14 protein-coding genes and 1 pseudogene are annotated in these 13,086 nt (G+C 73.1%); 10 read left to right on the top strand and 5 right to left on the bottom strand.

Annotated elements, in window-relative coordinates; translation table 11 throughout:
• The first annotated feature begins 159 nt into the window (after positions 1 to 159).
• Positions 160 to 810, top strand: a complete 651-nt coding sequence (locus ACIBTX_RS28595) for a hypothetical protein (protein WP_357132508.1) — start codon at positions 160 to 162, stop codon at positions 808 to 810.
• 168 nt (positions 811 to 978) lie between these two features.
• On the opposite strand, the gene ACIBTX_RS28590 is transcribed toward ACIBTX_RS28595, so the two are convergent.
• Positions 979 to 1,302: a hypothetical protein gene (locus ACIBTX_RS28590; RefSeq protein WP_357173645.1), complete on the bottom strand. Its 324-nt coding sequence runs from the start codon at positions 1,300 to 1,302 to the stop codon at positions 979 to 981.
• 104 nt (positions 1,303 to 1,406) lie between these two features.
• Positions 1,407 to 1,942 (bottom strand): annotated as a pseudogene (locus ACIBTX_RS28585) (hypothetical protein).
• A gap of 190 nt (positions 1,943 to 2,132) precedes the next feature.
• Between ACIBTX_RS28585 and ACIBTX_RS28580 the strand changes: the two are divergent.
• From ACIBTX_RS28580 to fabF, 6 genes are all read left to right on the top strand, one after another.
• Positions 2,133 to 2,972: a septum formation family protein gene (locus ACIBTX_RS28580; protein WP_396833233.1), complete on the top strand. Its 840-nt coding sequence runs from the start codon at positions 2,133 to 2,135 to the stop codon at positions 2,970 to 2,972.
• Positions 2,972 to 4,285: a PucR family transcriptional regulator gene (locus tag ACIBTX_RS28575; RefSeq protein ID WP_396833263.1), complete on the top strand. Its 1,314-nt coding sequence runs from the start codon at positions 2,972 to 2,974 to the stop codon at positions 4,283 to 4,285. The genes ACIBTX_RS28580 and ACIBTX_RS28575 overlap by 1 nt, the downstream gene beginning before the upstream one ends.
• Before the next feature lie 78 nt (positions 4,286 to 4,363).
• On the top strand, positions 4,364 to 5,320 hold the full coding sequence (locus tag ACIBTX_RS28570; RefSeq protein WP_396833232.1) for an ACP S-malonyltransferase: 957 nt from the start codon (positions 4,364 to 4,366) through the stop codon (positions 5,318 to 5,320).
• On the top strand, positions 5,317 to 6,261 hold the full coding sequence (locus ACIBTX_RS28565) for a beta-ketoacyl-ACP synthase III (protein WP_357132499.1): 945 nt from the start codon (positions 5,317 to 5,319) through the stop codon (positions 6,259 to 6,261). Before ACIBTX_RS28570 ends, ACIBTX_RS28565 begins: the two co-directional genes overlap by 4 nt.
• An 87-nt stretch (positions 6,262 to 6,348) precedes the next feature.
• Positions 6,349 to 6,588: an acyl carrier protein gene (locus ACIBTX_RS28560; RefSeq protein ID WP_007463517.1), complete on the top strand. Its 240-nt coding sequence runs from the start codon at positions 6,349 to 6,351 to the stop codon at positions 6,586 to 6,588.
• A 2-nt stretch (positions 6,589 to 6,590) separates the two neighbouring features.
• Complete coding sequence (fabF, locus tag ACIBTX_RS28555; RefSeq protein WP_357132496.1) at positions 6,591 to 7,817, top strand: beta-ketoacyl-ACP synthase II; 1,227 nt, start codon at positions 6,591 to 6,593, stop codon at positions 7,815 to 7,817.
• A gap of 88 nt (positions 7,818 to 7,905) precedes the next feature.
• Here the strand turns inward: fabF and ACIBTX_RS28550 are convergent, their stop codons facing one another.
• Positions 7,906 to 8,124 carry a hypothetical protein gene (locus ACIBTX_RS28550; RefSeq protein ID WP_355051399.1) on the bottom strand — a complete coding sequence of 73 codons (219 nt, stop codon included), beginning with the start codon at positions 8,122 to 8,124 and terminating at the stop codon, positions 7,906 to 7,908.
• A gap of 99 nt (positions 8,125 to 8,223) precedes the next feature.
• Here ACIBTX_RS28550 and ACIBTX_RS28545 point away from each other — a divergent pair, with 99 nt between their 5' ends.
• The 3 genes from ACIBTX_RS28545 to ACIBTX_RS28535 are packed head-to-tail and all read left to right on the top strand — an operon-like array spanning position 8,224 to position 10,438.
• The gene (locus tag ACIBTX_RS28545) at positions 8,224 to 8,682 is read left to right on the top strand and encodes a MarR family winged helix-turn-helix transcriptional regulator (RefSeq protein WP_396833231.1); all 459 of its coding nucleotides are present in this window, start codon (positions 8,224 to 8,226) and stop codon (positions 8,680 to 8,682) included.
• Complete coding sequence (locus tag ACIBTX_RS28540; RefSeq protein WP_396833230.1) at positions 8,679 to 10,112, top strand: MFS transporter; 1,434 nt, start codon at positions 8,679 to 8,681, stop codon at positions 10,110 to 10,112. The genes ACIBTX_RS28545 and ACIBTX_RS28540 overlap by 4 nt, the downstream gene beginning before the upstream one ends.
• 32 nt (positions 10,113 to 10,144) lie before the next feature.
• A complete protein-coding gene (locus ACIBTX_RS28535; protein ID WP_357132488.1) occupies positions 10,145 to 10,438 on the top strand; it encodes a DUF1330 domain-containing protein in 294 nt (97 codons plus the stop codon).
• A 32-nt stretch (positions 10,439 to 10,470) separates the two neighbouring features.
• On the opposite strand, the gene ACIBTX_RS28530 is transcribed toward ACIBTX_RS28535, so the two are convergent.
• Together ACIBTX_RS28530 and ACIBTX_RS28525 are read right to left on the bottom strand one after the other, a co-directional pair.
• Positions 10,471 to 12,204, bottom strand: a complete 1,734-nt coding sequence (locus ACIBTX_RS28530; protein WP_396833229.1) for a glycoside hydrolase family 3 protein — start codon at positions 12,202 to 12,204, stop codon at positions 10,471 to 10,473.
• 96 nt (positions 12,205 to 12,300) lie between these two features.
• Positions 12,301 to 12,792: a DUF3145 domain-containing protein gene (locus ACIBTX_RS28525; RefSeq protein WP_357132482.1), complete on the bottom strand. Its 492-nt coding sequence runs from the start codon at positions 12,790 to 12,792 to the stop codon at positions 12,301 to 12,303.
• Positions 12,793 to 13,086: the final 294 nt, after the last annotated feature.

Here is a 13,086-nt window from a genome sequence, read left to right as displayed (position 1 = left end):
CAGAGATCGCAGATAGTTCCAAATACTGTTCCACAAGCTGCAATCCATCGACGTTCTGCGGAGTCTGTGAGAGTGGGACCGACCCGGTCGGTGCCGTCACCGGCCGACCGACCCGGACGTCACGGCGAAGCCATCCATCGAACGGGGCGAGGAGGCGGGATGGTCCGACAGATGAGGCGCCGGCTCGCCGTGCTGGCGGGCACGCTGGCTGCGGCAGTGCTGGTGCTTGGCGTGGCCGGCCCGGCGAGCGCGGCGCCCAAGCCTGCGCCCGCCGGCGTGGACGTCACCGGCGAAGGGCTCACCGAGCCGCTGCGGCTACGGTCCGAGACCCAGCCCGCGCACGTCCTCGCGGTCATCGACCAGATCAACTTCTTCGGTCGTACCGGAATGCCGACCGGTCCCAAGGCGGCTGACCTCGGTCCGAAGTACACGGTCGTGGTGCTCGCCGGGGAGACCCCGAAGCAGATCTTCGACCTCTACCCCAAGGCGGCCGGCGGCCCGCGCGTCTACCGCCCGGCCAAACAGCCGGACGGTCGCCGGACCAGCGCTGGCTGGTTCCTGGGACGGCTCAGCATGTCCGAGACGCTGCGTACCGCCGGGGTGCCGCTGGAGCGACAGTTCGACACGGTCAGTGGCGGCGTGGGCGGCGGCGAGCGGGTGCTGCCGGAGGACACGATGGATCCGGTGCGGGACATCGACGAAGCACTCGGTGAGTTGCAGCGGCTGCTGCTGCTCAACGTCGGGGTGATGCTGACCATCACGGTCGGCCTCGCCGGGATCGCCCTGCTGATCCGCCGCCGGACCCGCTGACGCGGCCATCCGCCGGACCCGCTGAGGGCCGCCAGAAGGCACGGGTACGCCAGAAGGCACGGGTACGCCAGAAGGCACGGGTACGCCAGAAGGCACGGGTACGCCAGAAGGCACGGGTACGCCAGAAGGCACGGGTTCAGCGGGCCACAGCAATCGGCCCCCGTAGGGTCAGCACCAGCGGCGCGGCGGGCGCTCCCGTCGAGTGCCCCGCTGACGTGGCCGGACCGGGCCGTGCCGGTGGGCACCCGCCCATCCAGGAAGTTCACTGAGGCAACCAGCGGGGTCACCCGGCTCCGGCTCGCCCAGGGCCACCGGCTCGGCGGCCCGCTGGCGCGGGATCTCCTCGTCCGGCCGCCCGGTGGACGCCTCGCTCGGGTGCGCAGCCGCCGGGCCGACGGGCCGGCGAGGCTTGCCTGCCACCTGCGGGTCGTGGTGCCCCAGGCGGCAGGGCTCGCCCTGGGCGCAGCCGTGCTCGGCCTCCCCGTGCGCCATCCCCGGTCTCCTCACGCTCGCACTCACGCGCAGGTGCTCCCCCCGTACGTGCCCTGTCACCGTACTGGCCGGGACCGACGGCCTGTGCACGGCGTACCCCGGGGTCAGCGCTTCGGGCGACCGGGGAACAGGGGCGCCCAGACCGGGAAGGCGACCAGCCAGATGAGGATCACGGTGGTCAGGCTGCGGATCCAGTTGCCCAGTTCACGGGTTCTTTCCGCGTCGTTCACCCAGAGGATCGCCGCACCGAGCTGGCCGCACGCGACGGCCCAGCCGAGGAGTGCCCTGGCCCACTCCCGCCACCCGTGGCGGGCGTGGGCCCAGCCGGCGCGAGGAGGCCGCACGGGCGGCCGGCCACCGGCGAACCGGTGGGCGAAGCACTCGTCCGGCCACCGGACGATCGAGCGCCCGAAGGCCACCGCGAAGCCGAGGTAGGCGGCGGGGCCGTGACCGAGGTCCGCGGTCGCGCCGCGCGCAGGTCGAGCACCGACGCGGCGAGCAGTGCCAGATCGACAAGCGGTACGCGGACCGGCAGCGCCCCGCCGAGCCGTGGCCGGCGCAGCGGATAGCGGGCCACCAGCCCGGCGGCGATCAGCACCCGGAACGCGATCTCACCACCGATGATCACCGCGACCAGCATGGCCGCTCCCCTCGTCGCCTGACGGCAGCCTGCGCAGCCGGGTGCGGGCCGCGATCCTGGCCCGGGGGGCTGGGCCTGTCCGCGCCGCCGCGACCCTGAGTCGGCTGCTCCACAGGGGACATCCTGCCGGACTGCCCTGTCGTACGCTGCCCGCCAGCGGTACCGATGATCACTGCCCGACGGAGACGACATGCGACGCCTGTGGGAAACGACGGTCCTGGTGGCGCTGATCGTGGGGGTGAGCGGCTGTGACAGCGGTCCCACCGAGGCGGAGGGCTCGACCTTCGCCCCCGCGTCGGGAGTGTGCCATGCCACCGCCTCCGACGATCGCAGCCCCGAGACGTACGCGCCGATCCCCTGCTCCTCCAAGCACGAGGCGGAGACGTTCCTGGTCGGCGTCATCCGTGGCACGGACGGTGTCGCGTCGGCGCCTCCGGCGGCGGACACCGAGGCGATGTGGCGTCTCCACGATGCCTGCGACAGTGCGGCGGCCCGCTTCCTGGGCGGGGAGTGGCGCGAGTCACGACTGGCGATGCGGACGCTGACCCCGTCGACGGCGCGTTGGCAGGCGGGCGAACGGTGGTACCGCTGTGACCTGGTGGAGATGCTCGCGCTGGACCGGTGGGTGCCGAACCCCCGGGCGAACAGCCTGCGGGCCGGCCTGACGGGTGACTCACCGCTGCGGCTGACGTGCTTCACCGCGCCCGAGGAGAACGCCGACGACCTGGTCGACCTGCCACCGGCCTCCTGCACCGGGCCGCACGGCACCGAGTTCGCCGGCATCTGGCCGGCCGGCCCGGAGGTGGAGGAGCTCACCGAGGAGGTCATGCAGGCGGGATGCCGATCGACGGTCGCCCGGTACGTCGGTGCGCCAGAGGCCGCCCTGGAGGGCCGGCTGGAGGTGTTGGCGTACGTCCTGGAAAGTGAGCCGGAATGGCTCGCTGGCCGACTCAGCGCCATCTGCTTCCTGCACAGCCCGAACCGGCAGCTCGACGGGTCCCTCAGGAATACCGGCCTGCCGCCCCGCTGATCGGTGCCGGCGTTCGTGGCCTGCTCACGACGTGTCAGGCTAGAGGGGTGAGCACGGCCGAGGGTGGGGAGCTGGCGGCCACGCTGCGCCGGATCGAGCGTTCGGCGGGAGCGTTGGCCACTGCCAGCGTGGCCCGGATGGACGAGACGCTGCCGTGGTTCCGGGCTCTGCCGGCCGACCAGCGCTCCTGGGTGATGCTGGTGGCCCAGGCCGGCGCCCGCTCGCTGGTGCAGTGGCTGCGCGAGGGCGGCGGCACGGCGGACAGCACGCAGGAGGTCTCCGACGACGTGTTCGACGCGGCGCCCCAGGCGCTGGCCCGGTCGATCACCCTCCAGCAGACCGTGGCGCTGATCAAGGTGACCATCGACGTCGTCGAGGAACAGGTGTCGCAGCTCGCCGCCGAGGGCGAGGAGCAGTTGCTACGCGAGGCGGTGCTGCGCTTCTCCCGGGAGATCGCGTTCGCCGCCGCCCGGGTGTACGCGCGGGCCGCCGAGTCGCGCGGCGCGTGGGACGCCCGGTTGCAGGCGCTGCTGGTCGACGCGCTGCTGCGGGGTGACTCGCCGGACGTCCTGGCGAGCCGGGCCGCCGCGTTGGGCTGGGCGGACGCGCCACCGGTCGCGGTGGCGGTCGGCCACTCCCCGGGCGGGGAGGTCTCCGCCGTGCTGCACGTGGTGTACCGGCTGGCGCGGCGGATCGGTGTCGAGGTGATCGGCGGGGTGCACGGCGATCGGTTGGTGATCGTGCTGGGTGGCGCGGCGGACCCGCTGAGCGCCACCGGCAAGCTGCTGGACGCGTTCGGTGACGGCCCGGTGGTGGTCGGTCCGGCCGTACCCAGTCTGGACGAGGCGACGGAGTCGGCGCGGTCGGCGCTGTCCGGCTTCCGGGCGGCGCCGGCGTGGCCGGCCGCCCCCCGGCCGGTGGCCGCTGCCGACCTGTTGCCGGAGCGGGCCCTCGCCGGCGACGCGGAGGCCCGCCGGCGGCTGCGGCACGACGTGTACGCGACGCTGGTCCGCGCCGGTGGCGAGCTGCTGGAGACCCTGGACGCGTTCCTGGCCGCCGGTGGCACGCTGGAGAGCGCGGCGCGGGCGCTGTTCGTCCACCCGAACACGGTGCGGTACCGGTTGCGCCGGATCGCGGAGGTGACCGGTTTCTCGCCGCTGTCGCCCCGGGACGCGTTCGCCCTCCAGGTGGCGTTGACTGTCGGTCGGCTGGACCCGGTGGTCCCGGTGGCCTCGGCGGTCCCGACCCAGACATTGACCCCGGCCGCCCGGAAATCCGCCCAAACCAGCGATGATCCCCGCCGATCTTTGTAAGAAACCTCCAAAGGTTCTAGTGCGGTTTGGTCGGCCCCGGCACAGCGCTACCCACGCGTATCCGGGAGAGTCATAGGCGTGCTCGCCGTACTTAGTCCCGGCCAGGGTTCCCAGAAACCCGGCTTTCTGACTCCCTGGCTCGACCTGACCGGCACCGAGGCGCGTCTGCGCTGGTGGTCCGCGCTGGCCGGCGTGGACCTGGTGCACCTGGGCACCGCCGCCGACGCGGACGAGATCAAGGACACCGCCCGTACCCAGCCGCTGCTCGTCGCGGCGGCGCTGCTCGCCGCCGAGCACCTGCCGCTGGACGGCGTGGCGCTCACCGCCGGGCACAGCGTCGGCGAGCTGGGGGCCGCGGCGGTGGCCGGGGTGCTGTCGGCCGAGGCCGCGATCACCCTCGCCGGCATCCGTGGCCGCGAGATGGCCGCCGCCTGCGCGCTGGAGCCGACCGGGATGGCGGCCGTGCTCGGCGGCGACCCGGACGAGGTGCTGGCCGCGATCAGCGCCGCCGGGCTGCACCCCGCCAACCGCAACGGCGCCGGCCAGATCGTCGCCGCCGGCTCGCTGGACGGCCTGGACAAGTTCGCCGCCGCGCCGCCGGCGAAGACCCGGGTCATCCGCCTCCAGGTGGCCGGGGCCTTCCACACCCCGTACATGGCCCCGGCCGAGGCCGCGCTGGCCGCCGTCGCCGCCGGGATCGCCCCCGTCGACCCGGCGCGGATCCTGCTGTCGAACCTTGACGGCACCGCCGTCACCGACGGGCACGAGCTGGTGCGACGCCTGGTCCGCCAGGTCACCGCGCCGGTGCGCTGGGACCTGTGCATGCGCGCCCTTGCCGAGCACGGCGTGACCGGCGTGATCGAGCTGCCCCCGGCCGGCACCCTCGCCGGTCTGGTCAAGCGGGAACTCCGGGGCGAGGGCGCCCCGGAGATCGTCACCCTGAACACCCCGGACGACCTGCCGGCCGCACGGGACCTGATCGCCCGCCACGCCACGCCGGGCCAACCGCTCGCCCCCATCGGAGGACACTCATGACTGGCAGTCGCATCGTCTCGATGGGGCACTACCAGCCCTCCCGGGTGGTGACCAACGACGACATCGCCCAACTGGTGGACACCAACGACGAGTGGATCCGCGACCGGGTGGGCATCGCCACCCGGCGGATCGCCGACAGCGAGACGGTGGCCGACATGGCCGCCGCAGCCGCCGGTAAGGCGCTGGCCAACTCCGGGCTCAGCGCCGCCGACATCGACCTGGTCGTGGTCGCCACCTGCTCCTCGATCGACCGGAGCCCCAACGTGGCCTGCCGGGTCGCCGCCAAGCTGGGCATCGCCGCACCGGGCGCGTTCGACGTCAACACCGCCTGCTCGGGCTTCGCGTACGCGCTGGGCACCGTCGACCACGCCATCCGGGCCGGCGCGTCGCGCAACGCGATCGTGATCGGCGCGGAGAAGCTGTCCGACTTCACCGACTGGACCGACCGCTCCACCTGCATCATCTTCGGCGACGGCGCCGGCGCCGCGGTGGTCACCGCCACCGCCGACGACGAGCCCGCCGGCATCGGCCCGGTGGTGTGGGGCTCGGCGCCGGAGAAGAGCGACGCGGTACGCATCGAGGGCTGGCGCCCGTACATCCAGCAGGAGGGCCAGTCGGTGTTCCGCTGGGCCACCACCGCGCTCGCGCCGCTGGCCCTGCAGGCGTGCGAGCGGGCCGGGGTCGACCCGTCGGAGCTGGCCGCGTTCGTGCCGCACCAGGCCAACGCCCGGATCATCGACGGCATCGCCAAGCGGCTCAACATCCCCAACGCGATCATCGCGAAGGACATCGTCGAGTCCGGCAACACCTCGGCGGCGAGCGTCCCGCTGGCCCTGTCGAAGCTCGTCGAGCGGCGGGAGGTGCCCTCGGGCGCCCCGGTCCTGCTGTTCGGCTTCGGCGGTGGCCTGACCTACGCCGGTCAGGTCGTCCGCTGCCCCTGAAGCCCCCTTGAGGCGCGTACGCGCTCCAGGAGCGGCGCCCGGCGACGCCGGCCGCCAGAGAACCCCCTATGAGAGGAACCAACCGCAATGACCCGTGACGAGATCACCACCGGCCTCGCCGAGATCCTCGAAGAGGTTGCCGGGGTGAACCCGGACGACGTGGCCGAGGGGAAGTCCTTCACCGACGACCTCGATGTCGACTCGCTCTCCATGGTGGAGGTCGTGGTGGCCGCCGAGGAGAAGTTCGGCGTCAAGATCCCGGACAACGAGGTGCAGAACCTCAAGACCGTCGGGGACGCCGTCAGCTTCATCGAGGCGCAGTCCTGATCATGAGTCGTCCTGACGTCGTCGTCACCGGGCTCGGCGCGACGACCCCGCTTGGCGGGGACGTCGCGTCGACCTGGGACGCCATGCTCGCCGGCCGCTCCGGGGTGAGTGCCCTCACCCAGGAGTGGGCCGCGCAACTGCCGGTGCGGATCGCCGCCCAGTTGGCCGTGGAGCCGTCCGAGGTGCTGGACCGGGTGAAGCTGCGCCGCCTGGACCGCTCCGAGGCGATCGCACTCATCGCGGCGCAGCAGGCCTGGGCGGACGCCGGTCTGGCGGACGCCGGCCTGGACGCCGAGCGGCTCGCCGTCAGCGTCGGCTCCGGCATCGGTGGCGCCACCACCCTGCTCGCCCAGGACGACATCCTGGAGGCGTCCGGGCCGCGGCGGGTGTCCCCGCACACGATCCCGATGTTGATGCCCAACGGGCCGGCCGCCTGGGTCGGGTTGGAGTTGGGCGCCAAGGCCGGCGTGCACACGGTGGCCAGCGCCTGCGCGACCGGCGCGGAGGCGATCGCGCTCGGCCTGGACATCATCCGCGCCGGCCGGGCCGACGTGGTGGTGGCCGGCGGCACCGAGGCCGTGATCCACCCGCTGCCGATCGCCGGCTTCAGCTCGATGCGGGCCATGTCGACCCGCAACGACGACCCGGAACGTGCCTCCCGCCCGTGGGACACCGGCCGCGACGGCTTCGTCCTCGGTGAGGGTGCCGGCATCGTGGTGCTGGAGCGGGCCGACCACGCCGCGGCCCGGGGCGCCCGGGTGTACGCGCGCCTGGCGGGCGCCGGCATCACCTCTGACGCGTACGACATCGTGCAACCGCACGCCGAGGGTGAGGGCGCCATCCGGGCCATCGCCAAGGCGATCGCGGACGCGGACATCGCCAAGCAGGACATCGTGCACGTCAACGCGCACGCGACGTCGACCCCGGTCGGCGACATGCTGGAGATCGGCGCGCTGCACAAGGCGCTCGGCGACCACCCGGTGCTGGCCGCGACGAAGTCGATGACCGGTCACCTGCTGGGCGCGGCCGGAGCGTTGGAGTCGATCGCCACGATCCTGGCGATCCGCGACAGCGTCGTGCCTCCGACGATCAACCTGGACGACCCGGAGCCCGGGCTCAGCCTGGAGGTCGCCGCGCACAAGGCACGCCACATGGACATCCCCGCCGCGCTGAACAACGCGTTCGGCTTCGGCGGTCACAACGTGGCGCTGGTCTTCGCGCGGCCGTGAGACAGCGGCCGTGAGACAGCGGCCGTGAGCTGGCCGATCTGCGGATCACCGAAAGGGTCCCCTCTCGCGAGGGGGCCCTTTCGCGTGTTCAGCGTCGGTTGCGGGGGTGTTGCCGGGCGGTGCGCTCGTTGCCGTGGCGGTAGTTGCCGGTCCAGCGGGCCATCACCAGTTGCGGGTCGTCGTCGACCTCGGCGAGGAACTCCGCCGCGCGGGCGCCCCGCAGCGTGCCCGCCACCCGGCCGTGGTGGGTGATCACCACCGTGCCGTCGGCCCGCTGGTCGTACCGGAAGCCCTGCGCCTGACCCATGGGCGACACGCTGCCAGGGTGGCCGTGCCGGCGCGACCGGATTCCCGGGCCGGCGGCCTATTGCATAGACCGTGAATATAAAAGCGCTATGCTTTTGGCGTGCGTCGTCCAGACACTCCTCCTGGCACGTCCGCCGCCATCGGGGCGGCCCTCTACGGCCTGGCCACCAGGGCCGCGAGACGCCTACCCCGGGACATGAGCCTGACCTCTGCCGCCACCCTGGCGACCCTGGACCGGACGGGTCCGCGGCGCATCACCGATCTGGCCGCGGTCGAGGGCGTCACCCAGCCCGCGATGACCACCCTGGTCCGGGTGATGGAGGAATCCGGCCTGGTCGAGCGGCGGGGCGACGCGTCCGACAAGCGGGTCACGCTGGTGTGCCTGACCGAAGCCGGCGCCTCCTATGTCCGGACGCGCCGCCAGGCGGGGATCCACGCGTTCGAGCGGTTGATCGGCCGGCTCACCGGCGACGAGGTCGAGGCGCTGGTGGCGGCCCTGCCGGCGCTGGAGCATCTGGCAGCGCTCGAAGGACAGGACCGCGAAGGGCCGAAGCGGTGACCGGGCAACCGATCGGCGGGGGCGCGCCGAAGGTGTTCCCGGTTCCCCGTTCCGAGACGCGGCTGCTGGTCCCCGCCCTGATGTTCATCGCCCTGGTCGTGGCGGCGGTCGCCAGCCTCGGGACGCCGCTCATCACCAGCGTGGCGACGTCGTTCCACGTCTCGCTCGGCAGCGCGCAGTGGACGCTGACCGTCGCGCTGCTCAGCGGCGCCGTCGCCACGCCGGTCCTGGGCCGGCTCGGGGCCGGTCCACACCGACGGGCCACGATCCTCGCCACGTTGGCCGTCGTCGTCGCCGGCAGCGCGCTCACCGTGCTGCCACTGCCGTTCGCGTGGCTACTGACCGGCCGGGCGGCCCAGGGCGTCGGGCTCGGGCTCACGGCGCTGATGATGGGCGTGGCCCGGGACCACCTCCCCGAGGAGCGCGGCGCGGCCGTGATCGCTCTGATCTCGGTGGTCTCGATCATCGGCGCGGGCGTCGGCTACCCGCTGGCCGCCCTGCTCGCCGAGCTCGGCGGAGTACGGGCCGCCTACGGCCTCGGCCTGGTCGTCACTGCCGCCGCCCTCCTGACCGCGTGGCGCGCCATGCCCGAAGCTCCCGAAGGCCGGTCCGCCCACGTGGACGTGGCAGGCGCGGTCGTCCTGAGCGCTGCGCTGCTCCTGGTGCTGTTCCTCGCCGGTGAGCGGAATCTGTGGAGCAGGCACCTCGCCGTGGCGGCGGGCCTCGCCGTCGTCGCGGTGGTGCTGCTCTGCGTCTGGGCCGTCATCGAGCTGCGCAGCCCGACGCCCCTGGTCGATGTGCGGGCGGTACGGCACCCGGCGGTCGCCGGGGCGAACCTCGCCATGTTCGTCGCCGGGATCGGCATGTACCTCCTGCTCACGCTCATCACCCGGTACGCGCAGACGCCGCCCGGCGTCGGCTACGGCTTCGGGCTGACGACCTTCGTCGCCGGGCTGGTCCTGATCCCGTTCTCGGTGCTGGGGTTCGTCGCCGGCAAGCTCACGCCGCGGATCCGCACGCGGGTCGCCGACCCCCTGCTCCTGGCCGGCAGCGCTGTCGTGGTCGGCGTCGGGTTCGCCCTGTTCGCGGCGGCCCGGTCGGACCTGGCCGAACTGTTCGCGGCGATGGGCGTGCTCGGCTTCGGCGTCGGCGGCTTCTCGGCCGCGATGCCCGGTGTCATCCTGGCCGCCACTGTCAGGAGCGAGACGTCGAGCGCCATGAGCTTCAACTACGTCGTCCGCAGCGTCGGGTACTCCCTGGGCAGCGCTGTCGGCGGCCTGGTCCTCGCCGCGGGCACCCGCCCCGGCCACCTCTTTCCCGACGACCGCGCCTACCGCACCGCGGCGATGGTCGGGATCGGCGCCATGGCGATCGCGACGCTGACGAGCCTCGCTCTCGCCCGGCGACGCTCGGCCACGACCAACACGTGAGTCGGACGCACTCCCCCACCACAGGAGGTTCCATGCTTAAGGGCTACTGGGTCAGCGCCTACCGCACCGTTTCCGACCCCGAGAAGCTGGCCGCCTACAACGAGCTGGCCGGTCCCGCTGTCCGGGCCGGGGGCGGTCGGGTCCTCGTCCGTGGCGGTCGGATCGCCGCGTACGACGCCGGAATCGCCGAGCGTACGGTCCTGATCGAGTTCGACAGCTTCGAGCAGGCCGTCGCGGCGCACGAGAGTGCGGCCTACCAGGAGGCGCTGGCCGCACTCTCCGACGGCGTCGAGCGCGACTTCCGCATCGTCGAGGGCATCGACTGACCGAGTCGCGGTCGGATCTCCTGCCGGTGCCGTCAGCTCTTGCAGGTGGTGGCCGGCAGTCCGGGCACCACCACCGGTGACCGGCCACCCGGGCGGGCCTTGCCGGCCAGTACGGCGGCGAGCGCGGTCATCGACGCCCGGCTGGAGGAGTACGTGGCCAGCAGCGTCGGCGACTTGGCCTTGGCCAGCACGTACGGCGTGTCCATGGCGACGGTGACCGCCGCACTGGCGCTCAGGTCCTTCTCCCCGTCGCCGTAGCCGACCAGGTGCACCACCGTCCCGCCGCTCGGCTTCACCGTCACGCCGGCCGCGGTCAGCGCGGCGGTGAGCGCCGCCCGGGTGCCGTCCCGGCCGCCGGAGGAGGTGACGGTGACGGGGCCGTGCACCGCGCCGCCGCAGGCACCGCGCAGCACGGTGACCGCTCCGGCGGCCAGCGCGTCCGCCGCCGCCCGGTGCGCCGGGGTGTTGAGCGTGGACATCGGCTCGGCGGGTCCCGCCGCCAGCCGGAACTTCATGGTCAGGATCCGGGTGACCGCGTCGACGAGCCGGGCCCGGGGCAGCGACCCGCCACGCAGGGCGGCGAGCAGCCCGTCGTACGCCTGACCGACGTTCGGGGTCATGAGGATCAGGTCGTTGCCGGCGTTCAGCGCGCGGACGGCGGCCTCGCCGGGCGCCCACCGCTTCGCCGGTGGCATGTTCATCCCGTCGGTGATCACCACGCCCTTGAAGCCGAGCTGACCACGCAGCACGTCGGTGAGCAGCTTGTGGGAGAAGGTCGCCGGGGTGCCGGGGTCGATGGCCTGCACGTCCAGGTGGCCGGACATCACGGCCATCGCGCCCGCGTCGAACCCGGCGCTGAACGGCGGCCACGCGCCGCTCTGCAGCGTCGCCGCGGACTGGGTGAGCACCGGCAGGTCCTTGTGCGAGTCGTCCGCGCTGTGGCCGTGCCCCGGGAAGTGCTTCAGGGTGGCCGCGACGCCGCTGGCCTGTAGGCCCCGGACCGCGCCGCCGACCTGCGCGGCGGCGATCTTCGGGTCGGCGCCGAACGACCGGGAGCCGATGACCGTGCTGCGGGTTGCCAGCACGTCGGCGACCGGGGCGAAGTCGATGTTGATGCCCATCGCGGCGAGTTCGGCGCCGGCGGCCTGCCAGGCGGCCTCGGTCAGCTTCGGGTCACCGGCGGCACCCGCCGCGAGGGCGCTGGGCAGGATGGTGACGCCGTCGGTGACGCGGGTGACCACGCCGTACTCCTGGTCGGTGCCGATCAGGAAGGGCGCCGGGCCGGCGGCCAGCCGTCCGGCGGCCCCCCGCAGCCCGGTGGTCAGGTCGTGGACCTGCTTCGGGTTGTCGACGTTTGTCGTCTCCTGGTTGCCCTTGGTCGGGTCGTCGGCGCTGAAGCCGACCAGGATGAGCCCGCCGAGCCGGTACTTGGCGATCATCTCGGCGGGGGTGTCGACGCCGGCGAGCGCCTGGTTGCCGGCCGCCGAGCCGGTGGAGACCTTGGTGGCCGAGTCGCCGTACGCGTAGGGCATCAGCACCTGCCCGACCAGGTCCTCGTCGGAGAGCGTCGCGACCAGCGCGGCGGCCCGCGCGGCCGGGTCGTCGGTCGGCGGCGAGGCGGGTGCGCTCGGGGCCGCCGACGCGCCGGTCGGGCCGGGCGTCGGGTCGGGACGATCCGGGGTACCCGAGCAGCCGGAGACGATCAGGGCGGTCAGGGCGGCGACGGCGACACCAGCGTGTCGCGGGCGAATCGGCACGCCGACCATCCCACCAGTTCCCCCTTATCGGGGCAACTTGACCTTACCGGTCGCCAGCGTGAGGGTGACGCAACACCCAGGTCCGCAGCGCGTGCGGCCCCGCCGTCAGCCGACCCGGGTGAGCAACGTCACCGGTGCGCCGTCACCGGCGTACCGGTAGGGCTCCAGGTCCGCGTCCCACGCGGTGCCGAGCGCCTTGTCAAGGGCGTGCGACAACGCCTCCGGGGCACGGGCGGAGGCCATCAGGGTCCGCAGCCGGTCCTCGCCGAGCTGGATGTCACCGGCCGCCCCGACGGTGGCCCGGAACAGGCCACGGGCCGGCACGTACATGAAACGCTCACCGTCGACGCCGGGACTCGGCTCCTCGGTGACCTCGAAACGGATCATGGGCCACTGCCGGAGGGCAGCAGCCAGCTCGGCGCCCGTTCCCGGACGGCCGGTCCACCCACACTCGGCCCGGCGGGCGCCGGGGTCGACGGGCTGAGCCGTCCACTGCAGGTTGACCGGCGCGGCTAGGACGCGCGCGATCGCCCACTCGACGTGCGAGCACACGGCGAGCGGGGTCGAGTGGACGTATACGACGCCACGCGTTGGCATGGTGACCTCCCGGAGAGCGAGGTGCGTCTTCCCCTACGACCTCGTCCACCCGAGTGGTTGCTGCAACACATGATGACTCGTGTGACGGATGGTGCGCCAGAGAATCGGAAAAAACGCCACCCGGAATAGCCGGACGGGTGGTCTCCGTTGCCTCTCAGGACACCGCGACGACCAGCCTGATGTCGTGGTCATGTACAGTTCCATCGGCGGCTTCTGCCGCGTTCCACCTCTGCGGGCCGACGCAGTGTCACCCGCACACAGCCCCCGGACGTCCAGTCCTCCCGTACGTCTTGC

The sequence above is a fragment of the Micromonospora sp. NPDC049359 genome (assembly GCF_044466585.1).
Lineage (GTDB): Bacteria > Actinomycetota > Actinomycetes > Mycobacteriales > Micromonosporaceae > Micromonospora.
This window is presented reverse-complemented; position numbering and strand designations above follow the sequence as displayed.

Excerpts from the sequence above, each read along its gene's own strand:
- ACIBTX_RS28595 (WP_357132508.1), top strand. The coding sequence starts at position 160 with ATGGTCCGACAGATGAGGCGCCGGCTCGCCGTGCTGGCGGGCACGCTG.
- ACIBTX_RS28590 (WP_357173645.1), bottom strand. The coding sequence starts at position 1,302 with ATGGCGCACGGGGAGGCCGAGCACGGCTGCGCCCAGGGCGAGCCCTGC.
- ACIBTX_RS28580 (WP_396833233.1), top strand. The coding sequence starts at position 2,133 with ATGCGACGCCTGTGGGAAACGACGGTCCTGGTGGCGCTGATCGTGGGG.
- ACIBTX_RS28565 (WP_357132499.1), top strand. The coding sequence starts at position 5,317 with ATGACTGGCAGTCGCATCGTCTCGATGGGGCACTACCAGCCCTCCCGG.
- ACIBTX_RS28560 (WP_007463517.1), top strand. The coding sequence starts at position 6,349 with ATGACCCGTGACGAGATCACCACCGGCCTCGCCGAGATCCTCGAAGAG.
- fabF (WP_357132496.1), top strand. The coding sequence starts at position 6,591 with ATGAGTCGTCCTGACGTCGTCGTCACCGGGCTCGGCGCGACGACCCCG.
- ACIBTX_RS28550 (WP_355051399.1), bottom strand. The coding sequence starts at position 8,124 with ATGGGTCAGGCGCAGGGCTTCCGGTACGACCAGCGGGCCGACGGCACG.
- ACIBTX_RS28535 (WP_357132488.1), top strand. The coding sequence starts at position 10,145 with ATGCTTAAGGGCTACTGGGTCAGCGCCTACCGCACCGTTTCCGACCCC.
- ACIBTX_RS28530 (WP_396833229.1), bottom strand. The coding sequence starts at position 12,204 with ATGGTCGGCGTGCCGATTCGCCCGCGACACGCTGGTGTCGCCGTCGCC.
- ACIBTX_RS28525 (WP_357132482.1), bottom strand. The coding sequence starts at position 12,792 with ATGCCAACGCGTGGCGTCGTATACGTCCACTCGACCCCGCTCGCCGTG.